Below are 19,663 nucleotides of genomic sequence, written 5' to 3'. Positions count from 1 at the left end.
TGCGGGGTCTCACCGATGCCTTTTCTCCCAGTCGAATCTCCGTGTATTTCCTTCGCTGCTATGGTGCTTTGCAACTTTAAAAAATATTGATTGCTTGATTCAATCAAACGAACGCTTGCAATTTATGATGGTTGATTGGAGCGGAGGACCGTTGACTCCTGCGGGAACAGCACGAGTCTGAAGACCCCACAGCGGTGTTCTTCCGCGAGGAGGCTGAAGCCGTGCCCGCGGAAAGCAACGGTCCGGAGCGGAAATCGGCCCAGTAGTTACATCACACTTTATTGTATTTGTGTCAAAAACAAGCAATCTTATTAGAAAACAGTCTTCTGGTTTAAATTAGTTGTTTTCATTATAGATGGTGGATCGCTCAAGGCGAGCTTCGTTTATTTCTTAACTACTATAAAGGATGAGTAAGATAGTGAAAATCATACATGGTACGAACGCTCTATTTTTCTTATACCCGAACACGCCCAGTTCTACACTAGGACTATCTACCAGGCATAATCCCCTCAGCCTGCAAATAGGATGAACTAACAAGCCAATTTGGAGGGATACCATGAATGAATCCATGATCAATGCGGACATGCTCGCACGCTACTGGGAACTGAATAAAATAAAAAAGGAAATCGAATCGGAAATGATTCAATTGAAAAAGAAATTCCATCATTATTTTGACGAAGAAGTCGGGGAAAACAATAAAGGTGAATTCATAGACGGAAAATACAAGCTGCAGCGGCAAATCCGCCGTTCCGAGAAATTTAATAAAGAAACAACATTAAATCGGCTGGAAGAGCTGAACATGAATGACCTGATTAAAGTGGAGAGGAAGCCGGATGACGAGAAAATTAACTCGGCATTGAAGCTGGGATTACTGCGGGAGCATGAACTTGATGGCTGCCGGATAAACAGCTTTTCCGCAGCCATTTCGGTGAAGGAAGTATATTAGAAGAATTAGATTGGGGTCAGATTGAGTCAGGCTGCTCGAATCGGATATGAGCTTAGAGTTACCATAAAAAGTGGACTCATGGATTGATCCATGTTTTATTCAAACCTTGATACAGCATTTAAAATACACACGCTATTTCAAATGGGAAATAACGTGTGTGTTTTGCGATGCTATTTGATTATTTGCGCCCTTAAGTAAATCGGTTAGAAGGACACACATGAGTTTTTAGATGATCCCTTTCGTAGCATCCGCCCACGTTGAAGCTATCAGCATATCTCCAAGCGCATTCATATGGACCCCGTCCGTGGTAAGCGTATGTTCATTTCCAGCCTCCATATAATCGAGAAACGCTTCATGTGTACGTACAATCGTCGCATCAAATTTTTCAGCAAGCAGATGAACGACTGTCACATATTCTTTCATTTTTTCATTTCCCTCGATACTTATATCGTCTTCAATTACCGTCGGCTCCATCAGTACAATGGCTGCATTTGTCTTTTCCTGTACTTGATTTAATAAATCTTCATATACCCGTTCAAATTCATCCGGGTAAATCTGATCCATTTTCGGCGCATCCAGCTGCCTCCACACATCATTTATTCCAATCGAAATGGAGAGCACATCTGGATTCCAGTCAAGGACATCCTCCTGCCATCTTTCCGCAAGATCACTGATTCGATTCGCATTGACTCCTTTATTTATAAATTCCAGGTGTTTCCCTGGATTTGCCGTGATTAGATAATCATGCAAAATCCGGACATATCCATGACCAATTTGTTCAAGATCAAATTCTTTTCGTGCAGCTGTGATGCTGTCTCCGATGAATAAAATACGTTTTGTCGACATATTAACACCTCATTTTTTTAATATTATAAAAGTATATGTATTACATTTCAACTATATGGGGCTATATTAGAAGAATACTATTCATTATTTTTTTAAAAAGGAAACTCGTTTCGAATAACTCTACACTTTATACCGTATTCAACACCAGCCATTTTAATATCAAAGCAGTTTCTAGTAGAATAAAAGAAACACAATTACAAAGGATGAGAAAAAGTGGAAAAAGTATTTCAATTACGCACAAGAAACCATTCTGACATGATCGATATTACCTCTACTATCGAACAATGGATTCGAGACGAGGGCGTGAAAGATGGAATTGCCGTTGTATCCTCCATGCACACCACTGCAGGCATTACTGTAAATGAAAATGCGGATCCAGATGTGAAAACTGACATGCTGATGCGGCTGGATGAAGTCTATCCATGGGAGCATCCGAAAGACAGGCACGGTGAAGGTAATACCGCCTCCCATCTGAAAACAAGCACCGTCGGCCATGCGCAAACACTAATCATCTCTGGCGGCGAGTTAGTCCTCGGTACATGGCAGGGTGTTTATTTTTGTGAATTTGATGGGCCAAGAGGCAGCAGAAAATATATTGTGAAAGTAATCGAGGGATAAATGGAAGGCGACATTCCAACCGCCTCCCTTGTCCTCGACGATTTCATCGCAAAAGAGCAGATTCATGAAGAAATCGTTTAAACTTAAAATAGGTGATTTTTAAATTTTACCCATTCCTGAAAGCAGCAAAACATAATTTCCTTTAAAAAATGTCTACCAAAATAAAGATATATCATGTCAACATGCCTTTTTCAGCATTTAAATTTGCTTTTTGATAAATTGCGCATTGCACAAAAGCATGGTATATTTTTATTAACCTTTAAAAGTCCCCATCTAAAATTCTGGAAAGGAGTGTGTGTGAAACGTGGATAATGAAAAGATATTCCAGCAGCTTTTGGCCGAAATAAAAGATATCAGAAGTACGATGGCTACGAAAAACGATATAAACAACATGGCTTCAAAAGATGACATTGCCCTTATGGCTACGAAAAACGATATAAACAACATGGCTTCAAAAGATGACATTGCCCTTATGGCTACGAAAAACGATATAGACAACATGGCTTCAAAAGACGACATTGCTCATATGGCTACGAAAAACGATATAAACAACATGGCTTCAAAAGATGACATTGCCCTTATGGCTACGAAAAACGATATAGACAACATGGCTTCAAAAGATGACATTGCTCATATGGCTACGAAAAGCGATATAAACAACATGGCTTCAAAAGACGACATTGCTCATATGGCTACGAAAAGCGATATAAACAACATGGCTTCAAAAGACGACATTGCTCATATGGCTACGAAAAGCGATATAAACAACATGGCTTCAAAAGACGACATTGCTCATATGGCTACGAAAAGCGATATAAACAACATGGCTTCAAAAGACGACATTGCTCATATGGCTACGAAACATGATATGAATCGCTTAGAGGAAAAAATAGATAGAAACTCCGATCAAATTCAACGAAATTCCAGCCAAATCGAACAAAATTATGGACTGATTGAGAAAAATACTCAATTAATAGAACAAAACACCGGGCACATTGACCGCAACTTCCATCAAATTAATCAAAACCACAAACAAATCAACCGAAACTTCAAACAAATTGTAAAAAATACGGAAAAACTTAATCATTTAGCTGACAGTAATGAACGCCAGGAAAAATCAATGGAAACACTAGCCTTAAGATCGATTGAGCATGAAACTAAATTACGGGGGTTGTAGAAATCAACTATAACCAAAATGCAAAAACATCCTTTCTGTTGGTAACCGTACTTAATCAGAAGAAGGATGTTTTTCTGAGCAAATTAAAGAAAACAAATTCTCCAAATCTATATTGATTTCTTTAACTTCATGATTTCTTCTGGATCAAGCTGTGTGATTCTCGCTATCAAATCAACAGACAGCCCTTCTTTTAACATTTCAATGGCAGTATTTCCTTTCCTTTTTCTTCCCACGAAATTGGAAGATTTAATATTTCTTCTGAGTCGTCAACATTTTTAATCTGTTCCATAAGTTCTTCCTCCTCCCGTTCATCTAATTTGAGGTATCTTTCGAAAAAACCTAGAATCAATCGTGTTTTAGCGGGGGTTAATTCCATTTTCGTCAACATTCGTAAAAATTCTATTCGAACTTGAATCCTCTCTTTATCTGTATACCCCATTTTGCTTAATAATGCTGCTGCAACTGGATTATTTGATTTGATGTAATTACGCCAATCCTCTTTCCGCAGTTCTAACATCAGAAAGTTAAATGTTAGTACATGAAAAAAGGGAAATTCCATCGTTAATTGATCTTTCTCATTCCGATTTTCCTCATAGCTGAAAACAGCAATTGGTAAAATTGGTTTCCTATACTTATTGTACAGAAGACTGAAATAATGATACATCCGCTCATGAAAGTTTTTCTGTCCGTAGCTCTGTGGTTCTACATGGATAATAATGACAGCATTTTCGCCTTTCAGTTTTGTTTCAATCACTATATCTGCTCTGCGGGTCTCCCCCTCAAATAAATCTGTAAATACTTCTTCTGATAATGGCTGAAGAGAGGAAAAATCAATGTAATCATGAACTTCTGGGAAAAATACTTCTAAAAATTCTGCAAAAAATGTGTGGATTAACTCTTTGAATAGTTGATCGTGCTGGGTATATGTGGCGGGTTCTTCTCTCACGAATGTCGTTACTGTCATTTTAACACATCCTTCAAGAAATGAAGCGATGACCGAGGTGTAATTCTATTTATATTATACCACAACATCAAATAAAGAACAAGGGTTCCCATCTTGTTCAAAGGCATGAACCGAGATCATACCTTTTTGGTCGGCTACTTTGGTGAAATTTTGTGCTTTTTAACTTCGCAGCTGATATAAAAGACGAAGTAACCTAAAAGTGACTTTCTCTCATCCTTTACAAAATGAGTGCTAGCCCAACGCTGCTTAAAAAACACTCGCTTTCCACGGGGAACGCTTCAGCCTCCTCACTCGCAAAGACCTCGCCTTAGGGGTCTTCAGACTGTTCCTTTTCCCGTAGGAGTCTCGCATTTTTAAAGCAGCTTAGAATAGCTTTCTATTTGAGTGAGAAAGCCTCCATGAAACATTGATTCCATGAGCTTTATCCTTTCTATAATCAGAACACCACTCTTAGCGTAGGCAGAATACGTAGACTCCTGCGGGAACAGCACGTGTCTGAAGACCCCGCAGAGTGGGTTTCTCGAGGAGGCTGAAGCCGTGCCCGCGGAAAGCGAAGTATTCTGCCGAAGCGATTGTGATAGCACTCGGGTTCAAAAGGAATGGAAGAAAACAAAACCATGATAAAGTTACGTCGTCTTTTACATCTTTTGCGTCAAAAGCAACAAGTCTTTTCGATGGGACGAGTAATCGCAGTCCCAGATCTTTTGATGGGGCCAGTAATCGCAGCCCCAGAGCTTTTTGATGGGAAGCGTAACCGCAGTCCCAATCTTTTAGAAAACAGTCTTCTAATTGAAATAGCTGTTTTTATTATAGATAGTGACGGCATACTCTTAGCCGCCATGTTGGGGGCTTAATTGCCAACCAAATACAATTGAACGGATACTTAGGATTCAACACACCCGCTCAAACTTCTTTACATTCTATATAGAAGCGTTTAATACTAGAGTCAGATAGGTTTCAAATCCATTCTTTAACTCCTATTCCTGCAAACCATCCAGCTCAAATGCCTCCGCCAGCAACCGGTAGGAATGAACTTTCGCGTCAAAATCATAAATATTTGTGATAATCATAAACTCATCCGTCTGATAATATTCGCTGAGCCGCTCCAATTCAGCTTTCACTTTTTCCGGGGTACCAATCACACAGCGCCTGCGATTTTTCTTAATCTCTTCCAGTTCCTCCTGACGAAATGCCTTTTTCTTCACTTCTTCCACGGAGGGCACCTTCGTATCTGCACCTTTTCCAACATTCAACAGCCACTTGTCCTGGCTCAACGCAAGTTCCTCTGCTTCTTCCTGTGTGTCCGCACAGACGACAAAAATACATACATTGCTTTGTGGCTCATCCAGGCTTGGGGAAGGCTGGAATTTTTCCCGGTATTTCTCCATCGCTGCCAAGCCGTTCACCGGATTGATAAAGTGACCGAATGTGAATCCAATTCCATTCTTAGCGGCATTGGCAGCTCCTCTTTCTGATAAACCCAATACCCATATCGGTGGAGCTGTTTTCGTTCTCGGTGTTGCTTTCACCATTCGATAGGCATGATCTCTTGGCAGTGTATTGTGCAGAAATCCCTGCAGATCCTCCAATTGCCTCGGAAAAGCGGTCATGCTTTTTTTAATGCTGTCGGTAAGTGCTAATCGGGTATCCTGTGATCCCCCGGGGGAGCGTCCAATTCCCAAATCTATCCTGCCGGGAAAGAGCGCCTCCAGCATCTTGAAATTCTCTGCGACTTTAAAAGGGCTGTACTGAGGGAGCAAAACCCCGCCGGATCCAACACGGATTGTATTCGTATGTGACGCAATACGTGTGATAAGTATTTCCGGTGAGGTGCTCGCAAGGCCGTTTGTATTATGGTGTTCCGCTACCCAATACCTTGTATATCCCAACTCCTCGGTTCTTTTAGCCAATTTCAATGTGTTGTTTAAGGTCTCCTGGGCATTGGACCCCCTTGAGATTGGTGCCTGGTCCAGTACACTAAGCTTCATGATGCCATCTCCCTTCCACGTTTGTTCATAGATTCATGATGGCATAGACTGGAGAAATTTGCAGGGAAAATACTCAGGAAGCGTGGACGCATTAACATAGCGATTTTATTTTCCTACCCGTGGAATATGAAAAGGAGACAACAATGATACTGTCCCCTCCTTTAACCGTCCATTTTACAATAAACTACGAATATCAAATCCCATGCTTGTTTCTTTCTAACATAAATCACAACCAGATCAACGAGTATTAATAACAATGCCACCAGTAAATAATTGCTGGTGTTTGGGCTTCCATTTCCAGCTTTATTGATTGCGATCTCCATCAGCAGTGATTCATTATCCCCGTTATTCTGAGCAATAGGTATATTCATCTCCGGTTGCTTTAATCACTTGCTCTCCCGCGAGTATTTTCATAACTACTAATTTAAAAATAGGATTCTTGCCAAGCTTTTCTCCTGGAAAATATGTCGATATTTCCCGGGCAATAAATTAATTGTCAGTTCGTGGTCGAGTATCATGTATTAATATGACACAAAATTTGGATAAGAAAACGTATACTGAGGAAATAGAGATGTTGAATGTTCAGCCAAAAATAGACAGACCCACACAGGATCTGTTCCCTATTAAAACATGATCATTTAATCCTTCGTTTTATTATAAAAAAGTGTCAAAAAAACGTATATCATGAATAATCATTCATGATATACGTTCTTACATTCTTTAACGATTATTGTTGTTCCTATTGTTTCTTTTTCTGTTGTTGTTTTCGTTGTTATTGTTTCTATTGTTATTATTGTCTAAATCACCGATAAACTCATTCTCGTTACCAAACTCTACATTGTTTATTTCCTGATTGTCATTGTTGCGGTTGTTGCGCTCATCACGGTTGTCGCGGTTATTGCCCATTAATAGACCCTCCTCGTTTTTTTATAAGGCGAAAAATTAACGGTTTATTGATCTTCATTTATTTAAATTCCGCCACAACATATTATGGCCCGCTTTGAAGAAAAAAACCTGAATTATTTCGTTTATAATTACCAACTATACCTTCTTGTTCCATTTTTAGATTTGTGAATGAGAATCCGACAGGCAAACTTGGTAGGACACTTCAAGTGGAAGACAGTTTGAAGAGTTCGTGTTGAGCTTTTCACGAAAAGTACAGAAGACATCATTGTAGAAAAGAAACATTGACGAAGAATGAAAGAAGAAAAAAAAGACCATTTCAAAATTATATAAATCCCCCATCTGTCTTGATCATAGGGGGATTTATGTATATCCTATTTTCTGTCCCAAAAACGTTGTTGGGCGATGGCGGTCACAAATTCTTTTCCGAAGTTGGGGTGATTTGTTGCAAAAACGACACCAGCTAAGTTATTGTTTGTTGATGCTTGAACATAAGCTTCTCCTGATGAAGCAACCCCAATTGGTTTATAATGTGTATATGCTACATGTACGAAATTCTTCAGGTCCTGATTGAATTTTGCCTGATTCCTTGAACTGCCGCCAACGACATAAAGAGAGTCAAAAAGATAAGGGCTTGTTGTAAGAAATGTGTCATCAACTTTGATTTTCATACCATCTGCTCCTGTAACCGTGCCAAGTTGATCACTGACAATTTTAATAAAAACCCCGTATTGCTGCAATATGTTAAGCACACTGGTTACCTCTTCCCCGTTAAAACCATTGCCAATCAGTACACCTACTTTTTGTGTAGATGCATATTTGGGTGTATTGTACTGGCTAAGTGAAGGGTAACTTGTTGAAATAGGAACATTTGATCCACTTGGGCGATCGACACCAATATTATCAGCAATGATGCATGCCATTTCCTTATCCACGTTAACCAGCAAATTGACGTTTTGCTGCCGCACCGATTCGCTTTCTACTTTTCCGAGTTGATAGCTGAACGCCTCAATCGTGTGTTGCTTTTCAATAGGTACCATGCTATTCCAAAAGATTCTCGGCTGTGAAAAGTAATCCTTGAACGAATCACTTCGGGCTCTAATTTTGTAGCCTTCTACTTTCTCCGGATAACTTTCATAGCCGCCTTCTTCCGGGGGCACCGTGTATGGCGTGTTATTCGCCAGTGAATTTCTATGATAGTTTACCTGATCAACATCGATTCGCTGCCTCATATAACCTCGTCGCTGATTATTATGAAACGGGCAGATTGGCTTGTTAATTGGTAATTCAACATAATTGGCGCTGCCAAGCCGATGTTGTTGTGTATCTCTATATGCCATTAATCTCCCCTGCAAGACAGGATCATTGGAAAAATCAATTCCCGGAACGACATTTGCAGGGTTAAACGCTACTTGTTCCGATTCCGTAAAGTAATTATCAATGTTTCGATTTAATGTCATCTTACCAATCATTTGAACAGGGATGAGCTCTTCTGGCCAAAATTTTGCAGGATCGAGCACATCAAAGTCGTATTTAAATTCATCTTCCATCGCAATCAGCTGGACACCTAACTCATATTCAGGAAAAACACCAAGGTCAATCGCTTCCCTGAGATCCCGCCGGTGGAAGTCTGGATCAAGCCCGCCGATTTTCAGTGCCTCATCCTGAAGCAGGGAATGGACACCAAGAACAGGCTTCCAAACATACCTCACAAAGGTTGCTACACCTTGTTCGTTAACAAACAGGTACGTATTGATTGACCATGATTCCATCATTCGATAGCTTCTTAAAATGCCGCGATCGGACATGATCCACTGCACCATATGAAGTGCTTCGTGGTTATTGGCTACATAATCCCAAAAAAGGTCGTGTGCACCAGAAGCTGTTGGTATATCATTATCCTGTTTGGATTGGTATGCATGCATCGCATCTGGAAACTTCATCGCGTCTTGATTAATTAATACAGGCATTGCAATCGTTGTCAGATCAACATTTCCTTCTTCCGTATACAACTTTACACCCTGACAACGTAAATCCCTTGCCGTATCATAGGAACCTTTAGCCCCCTGAACAGTAGAAAAACGCACAGTTAATGGCGTCTTTTTTCCCGCTTCCTGTAAGAATCCCGCTTTTGTCACATGTTTCATGGACTGATAACATTCAAACTCCCCATGCGCACTGTAACCTCTTGCATGAACCACTCTTTCCGGTATTTCTTCATGGCCAAAATGCGACATTTTTTCAAAGAACTCGTAATCTTGACGTAACGAAGGTCCGCGCACACCGGCTTTTAATTGGTCTTGATCTTGTGATCTTTTTTTCCCTTCCTGTGTTGTCATTGGCTTTCCTGTATTTTGTACACGGTATTGATCCAGTTGTTCATTTTTAGCATTCTTGTCATTTGGCCGCCGATTGTTTTCTGAAGATGACTTATTATCCATGTAATCACCCACCCTGACATTTAATTTTTTTCCACACTTAAAATAGGTATGCATTTTTTCTGAGGCTAGAACGTTTCATTTGTTTGGCGAAATAACTTATCTGTCTCAGCAGGCTCTTTTTAGCAGAGGGAACAGGCGTAGAACAAGAAATGGAACAGCAATAATTTCTAATGCCTCCCTGCACAAACCCCCGCCCATTTCATATAGTAGTTAACACACCACAGAGGAGGTAAGGCAGATGAATGATGCAAACTTTATAAGACATGGATTGTATTTACAAGGTTTTCCTGTCTACGAAAAAGACATCCCCTATATTCAAACCATATGTCACACGATAAATCAGGCACAGACCTCTCTCCATGCATTTCCTCATCTACATCAGCAAGTGCCGATTACAATTGTTGATAAGGAGTTAATGTTATGACTGACATATCTTTTTTAACTGCCTCTGAGCTTGCACCATTAATAAAATCGCGCCAGCTATCTCCTGTAGAATTGACAAAACATACATTAAACCGCATAAATACGATTGATCCAATGCTTTATACGTATATTACTCCCCTTCCTGAATTAGCCCTCCAGCAAGCAAAAGAAGCAGAGGATACCATCATGCGCGGTACGTATTATGGACCTCTCCACGGGATTCCAATCGGTATCAAAGATAATTACAAAACAAAAGGAATACGAACGACAGTCGGTTCAAAACTTTTTGCAGATTTTATTCCGGAAGAAACGGCTACAACGGTCCAAAAACTGTTGGGAGCAGGGGCAATTATGTTAGGAAAACAAAACATGCACGAACTTGCCGCCGGATCAACCGGAACAAATCCGTTCTTTGGCACAACCCGAAACCCATGGAACACCCAATACATGCCAGGCGGTTCAAGTGGCGGCGGTACCGCTTCGTTGGCAGCCGGGATGGCAACACTTGCTACTGGAACAGATACATTCGGTTCGATTCGCTTACCTGCTGCCATGTGTGGTGTTTACGGGTTAAAAACGACTTATGGGCTCACGAGTACGCATGGTGTTTTCCCTACAGCGATGTCATTAGATACAGCCGGTCCCATGGCACGTTCCGTTACAGATTTGGCTGTGATGCTTCAATACATCGCAGGCTTTGATTCTAACGATCCTGCAAGCCTTAAAGCACCCGTACCAAATTACACGGAACATCTCCATCAGGGAATCAATGGGATAAAAATCGGTGTTCCGGCTTACTATCTCGATGGATTAGATCGCGATGTCGCAAAACTCTTCCAACATGCTATCAAAACACTCCAGCATTTAGGGGCAGATATAAAAGAAATTGCGATTCCCGAATTAACGCTATCAACATTTTCAGGCTATGCTATTGTCACTGGAGAAGCGTCTAATTTCCATTATGAATGGCTCAAGACGCATTCAGAGGATTATTCTACGGATATCCGGACTTTCTTTCTATCCGGTACATTGACGAATACCCCCCAATACGTCAGAGCCCAGCAAGCCCGGAGAATGATGGTGAAAGCATTTGATAAAGCCTTTGAGGATGTCGATGTACTCCTTGGTCCGACGATACCTATGACAACACCGGCGTACGCTGAGGATTGGGTCAATCAAAACTTAGAGGTGATAAGACGCTGTTTACCATTTACCTCTCCCGTTAATTTAACAGGTACACCAGGCTTATCCGTACCAATGGGTTTATGCTCCAAAGGACTTCCTGTCGGTATGCAATTCATCGGCAAACATCTTTCCGAGAAAAGCCTGCTGCAGCTCGGTAATACATGGGAAAATACACAACCATTAAGCATAAGGGCGTGATGCATAAGATGCGCATGCCTTTTAAGTTTGGCCTGGTCTGATTAGCTTGCTTCAAAATTAATATAAAGGTACATATATTGAGCAATCACTCCCCATAATAAAGACGAACCAACAATGTTGTTTAAAATGGAACTGCAACAGCTGTCAATCAAATGTTCAACTACACGTCTGTTCCATCAACTAAAACGCAATAACGAAAGGTGTGTTGCTTATGGAAAAAGACATGCATGATGGCATGAAAGATAGTATGGAAAATAAATACATGCCGATGACATCTTTTTCAAGCGGTAAGGGGCAAGAGGTAATGCCTGACATTTACTGTTATACCAATCAGATTGCCAATGTGATCTTTATCGGTAACCCTGAGAATACGGATGAATGGGTGTTAGTTGATACAGGCATGCCGGAATCAGCCGACGTCATTCTTGATGCTGCTAAAAACCGGTTTGGTGAAAACAGTAAACCAAAAGCAATTGTTCTGACACACGGTCACTTTGACCATGTGGGAGCGGTGGTTGATTTAATTAATAAATGGCAAGTTCCAGTATATGCGCACAAGGCTGAACTGCCTTTTCTAACAGGACAACAAAGTTATCCGGAGCCGGATGGGTCCGTTGAAGGCGGACTTGTGGCTAAAATGTCGCCGCTGTTTCCAAACGAACCAGTTGATTTAGGAAACAATGTTGAAACACTTCCTTCTGATGGAAGCATTCCCGATATGCCTGGCTGGCGCTGGATCCACACACCTGGACATGCACCCGGCCATATATCGTTGTTCAGGGATGAAGACCGCGCACTCATTGCTGGGGATGCATTTGTCACGGTAAAGCAGGAATCATTATATAAGGTGATAACTCAAGTTATGGAAATTAATGGTCCGCCAAGGTATTTGACTACTGACTGGGACGCGGCAAGAGAGTCCGTTGAAAAACTTGAAGCTTTAAAACCTGCAGTTGCGGTAACCGGTCATGGGGAACCAGTGTCCGGCAAAGAACTTTCTGATGGTTTGGAAAGGCTGGTCAATCACTTTGACACCATAGCAATTCCGGATTATGGCCGTTTTGTGAACCCGAAACACTGACTTATTCAAAAAAATTGGCTTGTTGCTAATCTTTAGCAACAAGCCTACCTACAGACCCTTCATCATATAACCCCCACTTCACCTAAATCTGTCCTCATCTATTTGATTGTTTAATAAGAAGTCTGATATAGCGAAAGAGTTTGCTCCAAAGGCAGTAGACTCGTTTTCTAGAACGGAAAAACGGATTTCTGTATTCGCTTTGTGATTAGCAGAAAGTCGTTTATCAAGGATGCGCTCAATCGGGTTGTAAATCCAATTTTCAAATTGGGCAATACGATTCCCGATGATAATAACATCCGGATTAAATGTATTAATGATATTGGTAATTCCAAACCCGATATTCTCACCAAGTGTATGTAATAGTTTTAATACTTCCGGATTGCCTCTTTGTGCTTCTGCCAGAAGCGTATCTAAATCCATCGATTGATTATGCTCTGCGATCTTCAATTCCATCGCTTCTTCTAAAAGTGCACTTTCAGAAGCGTATAATTCCCAACATCCACGGCTGCCACAGGAACATTTTCTCCCATTCGAATCAATGGTAAAATGCCCCATTTCCCCGGATATGCCCGATGAACCTTTGTACAGTTTATTATTGATAATAATTCCTGTTCCAATCCCTACACCTATGCTGATATACACCTGATTGATGGCATTTCTCCCCGCTCCATATAATTGCTCGCCATGTGCACCAGCATTGGCCTCATTTTCGATTTTTGTCGGGATATGAAATGCATCCTCTATGTAATTTTTTAAATTTATATTGGACCACTTCAGGTTCGGTGCGAACAAAATGCTACCATATTGATCGACTTGTGCTGGGACACCAATACCTATGCCAACCATACCATAAGGGCTTTTTGGGGCTTTATGTATAAGCCATTCGATGATAGATTTCATCTGCTCAATGACCACATCAAATTCTGTTGTTTCAAGCTTACTTAATGTTTTTTCAACCATATTCCCACTCAAATCGGTAAGAATCCCCAATATATAGTTGACACCTAAATCTATTCCAATCGAATAACCAGCATGATTATTAAAATAAAGCATCACAGGCTTTCTTCCTCCACTTGATTTTCCTTCACCGATATCGTGGACGAATGAATCAGCTATTAGTTCAGAGGCCATGGTGGAAACCGTTGCTTTGTTTAATCCGGTTTCTTTGGAGATTTGTGCGCGAGACACAGGTCCTGTATTTTTTATCGTGTTAAATACAATCGATTTATTCATTTGTTTGACAAGGTTTTGACTACCAGTTCGTAATGATCTCATTCTCTTCCCCCCTTACAATTATTTTAAATAAGATTCTATCATAAAGAAGTATTTGTATTCACTTACTTCCCTTTAATTGTTTATTCATTAAATAAAGTCCTAATTTAATTATATGAATAAATTCATTATAAATCCATACCCAATTTTGCTTATCACTTAAAATATTAACATTGACAACGATTGCATTCAGTATTAAACTTAATTTAACAGTTAAACAAAGTTTATCTATAAATCAAATTCTATATAAAAGGAGATTTACATCATGAGTTATTTTGCAAACGTACCCACGATTAAATATGAGGGACCAACGTCAACAAATCCATACGCTTTCAAATTCTACAATCCTGAAGAAAAAATTGGCGATAAAACAATGGAGGAAATTTTGCGGTATGGCGTCGCTTACTGGCATACATTTACAGAGGATTTATCCGATCCATTTGGAACCGGTACTGCGATTCGCCCATGGGACAAGTTTTCCGGGATGGATTTAGCCAAAGCACGTGTTGAAGCCGCATTTGAATTCTTTGAAAAACTAGGTGTTCCATATTTCTGTTTTCATGATATTGACATTGCACCTGAAGGAAGTAATTTAAGAGAAACGAATAAAAACTTAGACACTATTGTTTCCATGATCAAAGAATACATGAAAGATAGTAAGACTAAATTACTTTGGAATACGGCGAATAACTTTACACATCCACGTTTCATACATGGTGCAGCATCTTCCAATAATGCGGATGTATTCGCTTATGCTGCGGCAAAAGTGAAAAAAGGATTGGAAGTCGGTAAAGAATTAGGCGCTGAAAACTATGTATTCTGGGGTGGACGTGAAGGTTACGAAACACTGCTGAATACAGATATGAAACTGGAAATGGATAACCTGGGCCGTTTCTTTCATATGGCGGTTGATTATGCAAAAGAAATTGGTTTTGATGCACAATTCCTAATTGAACCAAAACCGAAAGAGCCAACAACCCATCAATATGATTTTGATGTAGCGACAGGATTTGCTTTCCTGCAAAATTATGATCTCCAGGATCACTTCAAATTCAATATTGAAGCAAATCATGCCACACTTGCAGGGCATACATTTGAGCACGAACTTCACTATGCCCGTGCAAATAATATGCTTGGTTCCGTTGACGCCAACCAGGGGCATCCGCTTTTGGGATGGGATACGGATGAATTCCCAACGGATTTATATACAGCTACACTCGCCATGTATGAAATATTAAAAAACGGCGGTCTTGGTCGTGGCGGACTTAATTTTGATGCAAAAGTGCGTAGAGGATCATTTGAAACGGAAGATCTATTCCATGCACATATCGCTGGAATGGACAGCTTTGCAGCAGGATTAAAAGTCGCCCAGAAATTATTGGATGATAAAGTATTAGAAAACGTTGTAGAAGATCGCTATCAAAGTTATACAAATGGAATTGGTCTAGATATTGTTGAAGGAAAAACCAATTTCCAAAATCTTGAGAAGCATGCATTAGGGCTTTCCGAAATTAAAAATCAATCCGGCAAATTGGAACGATTGAAAGCAACGATTAATCAGTATATTTTAAGAGCTTATGCTGATATGTAAGCAGTGTAACAAGGAAAAACGGTAAATCTTTTCAACGATTATTCAAATATATCAAAGAATTGTCTGACCAAGACGTTGCGCCTCTAAAGAATTAATGTAGATGAACAGGTATAGGCTCCTTGCTTACCTGTTCATCTAACACATTATTATTCACATTATTTATTTGAGAAGAAAGCGCTTTACCGGTCCATTCATTTCTTTGAACGGGAGTGAGATATATGGAAATTGAAAACCCGCAACCGAGCGAAAATGACACTTCAAAAACACCAAAATTAAAGATGCGTGAGAAGCTCACATTTGGTTTAGGGGATTTTGGAGCGAATTATAGCTGGACCTTTATTGCTTCATTTATCACAATTTATATGACTGACACAGTTGGTATTGCTGCAGGGGTTATTGGTACTATTATTTTACTTGCACGTGTAACAGATGGATTTTCAGATTTATTCATGGGGACAATCATTGACAATACAAAGGCAAAAATGGGGAAAGCCAAACCATGGGTGTTCTGGACTGCACCAATCTTAGGGATATTAACGTTTATGTTATTTAATGTACCTGATTGGTTCGGCCAAACAGGGAAGGTTGTTTATGTATTTTCGATTTACTTCCTTATTTCAACTGTATTTTATACAGCTAATAATGTTGCGTATTCATCACTCACTTCTTTTATGACAAATGATAAAGAAGACCGTGTAGCCTTAGGAAGTATTCGCTTTATTTTTGCAAACATAGCCGTCTTATCCATCACAACATTTACAACGTTTTTAGTTGATGGTTTTGGTGGCGGACAACAGGGCTGGACAATTACTGCTGCGATCTATGGGTTATTATGTGCTCTCCCATTAATGGCAACTGGCTGGTTCACGAAGGAAAGAAATGTTGCGAAAAAGGTAAATGAAAATCAAAAAACTTCTTTTGTACCCATTTTAAAAGTGTTATTTACGGATAAATACTTTATTTTAGCGCTTGTCTTGTATCTATTATGGTACCTGAGGCAAACAGAAAATGGGATAAGGGTTTTCTATGCAACATACATTTTTGACAACCCGGATGTTATGGGATTATTGAGTATGGCAGCATTGTTACCAATGATTATTGGTTTATTCTTCGCTCCTAAGATTGCTGGTAAGTACGGGGTTAAAAAAAGTGTAAATGCTGGCTTGATTATTTCCATCATTGCTTATGCCATCATGATCATCTTCCCTGAAAACTTAACCATGCTGGTCATCGGACTAGCTGTAAATGCTGTAGGTTTAGTGCCATTACAAGCTGCTCTCAGTGCCATTGTTGCTGATGTTGGGGATTTGGTATATTGGAAATCAGGCGTCCCGGTGCAAGGTTCTGTATTCAGCTTAACCAGTGCTGGTATGAAGATTGGTTCAGGCGTGCAATCTGCTATTGTAGGATGGTCTCTTTCAATTGGTGGTTATATTGCCGGGGCATCCATTCAGCCAGATGGTGCAACGCTAGCAATGAAAACGATGCTTATCTACTTCCCATTAGCAATGGTTGTTCTCATGTTTATTACAGTAGCCGCATTAAATTATGAAAAATTCATTCCCAAAATTCGAGAAGAAATTCAAAAAGGGAACGTTGGAGAATTCCGTAACAAACATGTGATGAAGGATTAGATTTGATAGAAAGAACTTATGTAGTAAGGATATTTTATACTACCATAGCTGCTAAAAAGGAAAACGCTTTAGGAAAGTTTATTATAATGAAGATAACTATTTAATGGAGGGAATTTATTATGACAACAATTCAAAACCCTATCTTGACTGGATTTCATCCGGATCCTAGTATTTGCCGTGCTGGTGAAGATTACTACATTGCAGTTTCTACGTTTGAGTGGTTTCCTGGAGTTGGCATCTATCATTCTAAGGATCTAAAAAACTGGCGATTGGTTTCACGACCACTCAATCGATTAAGCCAATTAAACATGAAGGGAAACCCTGATTCAGGTGGTGTTTGGGCACCTCAGCTCTCTTATAGTGATGGAAAGTTTTGGCTGATTTATTCCGATGTAAAAGTGGTCGATGGAGAGTGGAAGGATTCCCATAATTATCTCGCAACGTGTGACACGATCGATGGCGAATGGTCGGATCCTGTTTACTTAAACAGTTCCGGATTTGACCCTTCCCTCTTCCATGATGAAGATGGACGGAAATATTTAGCTAATATGTTATGGGATAATCGCGTCGGGAACCATAGTTTTTATGGTATCGTACTACAGGAGTATAGTGCTGAAGAACAAAAGCTCGTTGGAAAACCCGAAGTTATCTTTAAGGGAACGGATATAAAATTGACAGAGGCTCCTCATATCTATCGTCTTAACGGATATTATTATCTTTTAACAGCTGAAGGTGGCACTAAATACGAACATGCATCCACGATTGCACGGTCCAAAAATCTAAGAGGTCCTTATGAAGTACATCCTGATAATCCATTAATTACATCCTGGCCAAATCCAAGGAACCCACTGCAAAAAGCAGGACATGGATCCTTTGTCCAGACACAGACAAATGAATGGTTTTTCGTACATCTAACAGGACGCCCACTACCTAAGGAAGGTCAACCTCTTCTGGATCATAGAGGTTACTGCCCGCTTGGAAGAGAAACCGCCATCCAGCGAATGGAGTGGAAAAATGATTGGCCATATATTGTCGATGGCAATGAACCATCACTTGAAATAGAAGGGCCAGACATTGAGGAAGTGACATGGGAGAAAGATTTTGATGAAAAAGATGACTTTAATAAACCTACATTAAATCATCATTTTCAATCACTGCGTATCCCGTTAGGTGAAGATATAATGTCACTTTCCGATAACCCTGGACATTTACGTCTATATGGAAAAGAATCATTAACATCAAAATTCACGCAAGCCTATGTCGCAAGGCGCTGGCAGCATTTTAATTTTACTGCCGAAACAAAGGTTTCCTTCCAACCGGAATCCTTCCAGCAGGCTGCCGGTTTGGTCAATTATTACAATACAGAAAACTGGACGGCACTTCAGGTTACCTGGAATGAAGAAAAAGGCAGAATCTTGGACCTGACAACCTGTGATAACTTTACATTTGATCAACCGCTTCAAGGACAAGAAATCGTCATTCCTGAAAACGTGGAATATGTTCATTTGCGGGTTGACGTGAAGACAAATAGTTACCAGTATTCCTACTCGTTTGATGGCGAAAACTGGACGGAAGTACCTGTAGAATTATATTCTCATAAACTATCCGATGATTATATTCGCGGCGGCGGATTCTTTACAGGAGCATTTGTAGGAATGCAGAGCCAGGATACATCCGGTCGAAACCTTCCTGCCGATTTTGATTACTTTGTTTATAAGGAAAAATAATCCTTATCCTTTACAGAAAAGAAAAACACATGGACTTCAATTGGAAGTCCATGTGTTTTTTTTGCAGTTATGAAACGTGCATGACGGCTAAGGCCATGCCGCCAGCCTCTTATGATGAAAACAGCTAATTTACCAGAAGGCTGTTCTCTAAAAAATTGGGGCTGCGGTTACTCGTTCCACCGAAAACCTTGTTGTTTTTGACGAAAAAAAGATAAAGAGCGACGTAGCCTAACAGTGCTTCCTCTCATCCTTTACAAAATGAGTGCTAATACAGCGCTGCTTAAAAAACACTCGCTTTCCACGGGGAACGCTTCAGCCTCGGGCCAACACGATGTTGGTCACATAGGCGTTGCCCCAGGACGGGGCGTTCTTAGCCTATGTTCTTTAATTCGCTCGCTGCGGGGTCTTCAGACTGTTCCTTTTCCCGTTGGAGTCTCGCATTTTTTAAGCAGCTTAGAATAGCTTTCTGTTTAAGGGAGAATATATTTATAAAACATAAATTCCATGAGCTTTATCCTTTCTATAATCAGAACACCACTCTTAGCGTAGGCAGAATACGTAGACTCCTGCGGGAACAGCACGAGTCTGAAGACCCCGCAGCGGTGATCTTCCGCGAGGAGGCTAAAGCCGTGCCCGCGGAAAGCGAAGTATTCTGCCGAAGCGATTGTG

17 protein-coding genes are annotated in these 19,663 nt (G+C 40.3%); 10 read left to right on the top strand and 7 right to left on the bottom strand.

Features of this window, described 5'->3' with window-relative positions:
- The first annotated feature begins 556 nt into the window (after window positions 1–556).
- Window positions 557–946, top strand: a complete 390-nt coding sequence (locus ACZ427_RS01160; protein ID WP_461178647.1) for a hypothetical protein — start codon at window positions 557–559, stop codon at window positions 944–946.
- Between the two features lie 225 nt (window positions 947–1,171).
- Here ACZ427_RS01160 and ACZ427_RS01155 read toward each other — a convergent pair whose 3' ends face one another.
- The gene (locus ACZ427_RS01155; RefSeq protein WP_461178646.1) at window positions 1,172–1,792 is read right to left on the bottom strand and encodes an SGNH/GDSL hydrolase family protein; all 621 of its coding nucleotides are present in this window, start codon (window positions 1,790–1,792) and stop codon (window positions 1,172–1,174) included.
- A 213-nt stretch (window positions 1,793–2,005) separates the two neighbouring features.
- On the opposite strand from ACZ427_RS01155, the gene ACZ427_RS01150 reads away from it, so the two are divergent.
- Both ACZ427_RS01150 and ACZ427_RS01145 read left to right on the top strand, forming a co-directional pair.
- A complete protein-coding gene (locus ACZ427_RS01150; protein WP_461178645.1) occupies window positions 2,006–2,410 on the top strand; it encodes a secondary thiamine-phosphate synthase enzyme YjbQ in 405 nt (134 codons plus the stop codon).
- A gap of 304 nt (window positions 2,411–2,714) precedes the next feature.
- Window positions 2,715–3,587, top strand: a complete 873-nt coding sequence (locus tag ACZ427_RS01145) for a hypothetical protein (protein WP_464883497.1) — start codon at window positions 2,715–2,717, stop codon at window positions 3,585–3,587.
- 190 nt (window positions 3,588–3,777) lie between these two features.
- On the opposite strand, the gene ACZ427_RS01140 is transcribed toward ACZ427_RS01145, so the two are convergent.
- Window positions 3,778–4,551 carry an Rpn family recombination-promoting nuclease/putative transposase gene (locus ACZ427_RS01140; protein ID WP_461178643.1) on the bottom strand — a complete coding sequence of 258 codons (774 nt, stop codon included), beginning with the start codon at window positions 4,549–4,551 and terminating at the stop codon, window positions 3,778–3,780.
- Between the two features lie 599 nt (window positions 4,552–5,150).
- On the opposite strand from ACZ427_RS01140, the gene ACZ427_RS01135 reads away from it, so the two are divergent.
- Entirely contained in the window at window positions 5,151–5,405 is a 255-nt protein-coding gene (locus ACZ427_RS01135; protein WP_461178642.1) for a hypothetical protein, read from the top strand.
- A gap of 123 nt (window positions 5,406–5,528) precedes the next feature.
- Here ACZ427_RS01135 and ACZ427_RS01130 read toward each other — a convergent pair whose 3' ends face one another.
- From ACZ427_RS01130 to ACZ427_RS01115, 4 genes are all read right to left on the bottom strand, one after another.
- Window positions 5,529–6,539: an LLM class flavin-dependent oxidoreductase gene (locus tag ACZ427_RS01130; RefSeq protein ID WP_461178641.1), complete on the bottom strand. Its 1,011-nt coding sequence runs from the start codon at window positions 6,537–6,539 to the stop codon at window positions 5,529–5,531.
- 161 nt (window positions 6,540–6,700) lie between these two features.
- The gene (locus ACZ427_RS01125) at window positions 6,701–6,910 is read right to left on the bottom strand and encodes a hypothetical protein (RefSeq protein WP_461178640.1); all 210 of its coding nucleotides are present in this window, start codon (window positions 6,908–6,910) and stop codon (window positions 6,701–6,703) included.
- A gap of 349 nt (window positions 6,911–7,259) precedes the next feature.
- Complete coding sequence (locus ACZ427_RS01120; protein ID WP_461178639.1) at window positions 7,260–7,445, bottom strand: hypothetical protein; 186 nt, start codon at window positions 7,443–7,445, stop codon at window positions 7,260–7,262.
- 371 nt (window positions 7,446–7,816) lie between these two features.
- Entirely contained in the window at window positions 7,817–9,883 is a 2,067-nt protein-coding gene (locus ACZ427_RS01115; protein ID WP_461178638.1) for a catalase, read from the bottom strand.
- Window positions 9,884–10,121: 238 nt separating this feature from the next.
- Between ACZ427_RS01115 and ACZ427_RS01110 the strand changes: the two genes are divergently transcribed.
- The 3 genes from ACZ427_RS01110 (at window position 10,122) to ACZ427_RS01100 (ending at window position 12,770) form a co-directional block, all read left to right on the top strand.
- Entirely contained in the window at window positions 10,122–10,307 is a 186-nt protein-coding gene (locus ACZ427_RS01110) for a hypothetical protein (RefSeq protein WP_461178637.1), read from the top strand.
- The gene (locus tag ACZ427_RS01105) at window positions 10,304–11,689 is read left to right on the top strand and encodes an amidase (RefSeq protein WP_461178636.1); all 1,386 of its coding nucleotides are present in this window, start codon (window positions 10,304–10,306) and stop codon (window positions 11,687–11,689) included. The genes ACZ427_RS01110 and ACZ427_RS01105 overlap by 4 nt, the downstream gene beginning before the upstream one ends.
- Before the next feature lie 211 nt (window positions 11,690–11,900).
- Complete coding sequence (locus ACZ427_RS01100; RefSeq protein ID WP_461178635.1) at window positions 11,901–12,770, top strand: MBL fold metallo-hydrolase; 870 nt, start codon at window positions 11,901–11,903, stop codon at window positions 12,768–12,770.
- A gap of 78 nt (window positions 12,771–12,848) precedes the next feature.
- On the opposite strand, the gene ACZ427_RS01095 is transcribed toward ACZ427_RS01100, so the two are convergent.
- The gene (locus tag ACZ427_RS01095) at window positions 12,849–14,045 is read right to left on the bottom strand and encodes an ROK family transcriptional regulator (RefSeq protein ID WP_461178634.1); all 1,197 of its coding nucleotides are present in this window, start codon (window positions 14,043–14,045) and stop codon (window positions 12,849–12,851) included.
- Window positions 14,046–14,307: 262 nt separating this feature from the next.
- On the opposite strand from ACZ427_RS01095, the gene xylA reads away from it, so the two are divergent.
- The 3 genes from xylA (at window position 14,308) to ACZ427_RS01080 (ending at window position 18,994) form a co-directional block, all read left to right on the top strand.
- Window positions 14,308–15,633: a xylose isomerase gene (xylA, locus tag ACZ427_RS01090; RefSeq protein ID WP_461178633.1), complete on the top strand. Its 1,326-nt coding sequence runs from the start codon at window positions 14,308–14,310 to the stop codon at window positions 15,631–15,633.
- 218 nt (window positions 15,634–15,851) lie between these two features.
- Window positions 15,852–17,267, top strand: a complete 1,416-nt coding sequence (locus ACZ427_RS01085) for an MFS transporter (RefSeq protein WP_461178632.1) — start codon at window positions 15,852–15,854, stop codon at window positions 17,265–17,267.
- Window positions 17,268–17,386: 119 nt separating this feature from the next.
- A complete protein-coding gene (locus ACZ427_RS01080; RefSeq protein ID WP_461178631.1) occupies window positions 17,387–18,994 on the top strand; it encodes a glycoside hydrolase family 43 protein in 1,608 nt (535 codons plus the stop codon).
- The last annotated feature ends 669 nt before the right edge of the window (window positions 18,995–19,663 follow it).

This window comes from Virgibacillus ainsalahensis (genome assembly GCF_055380755.1).
The sequence above is the reverse complement of the archived record's forward strand: the minus strand, read 5'-3'. Positions and strand labels throughout refer to the sequence as shown.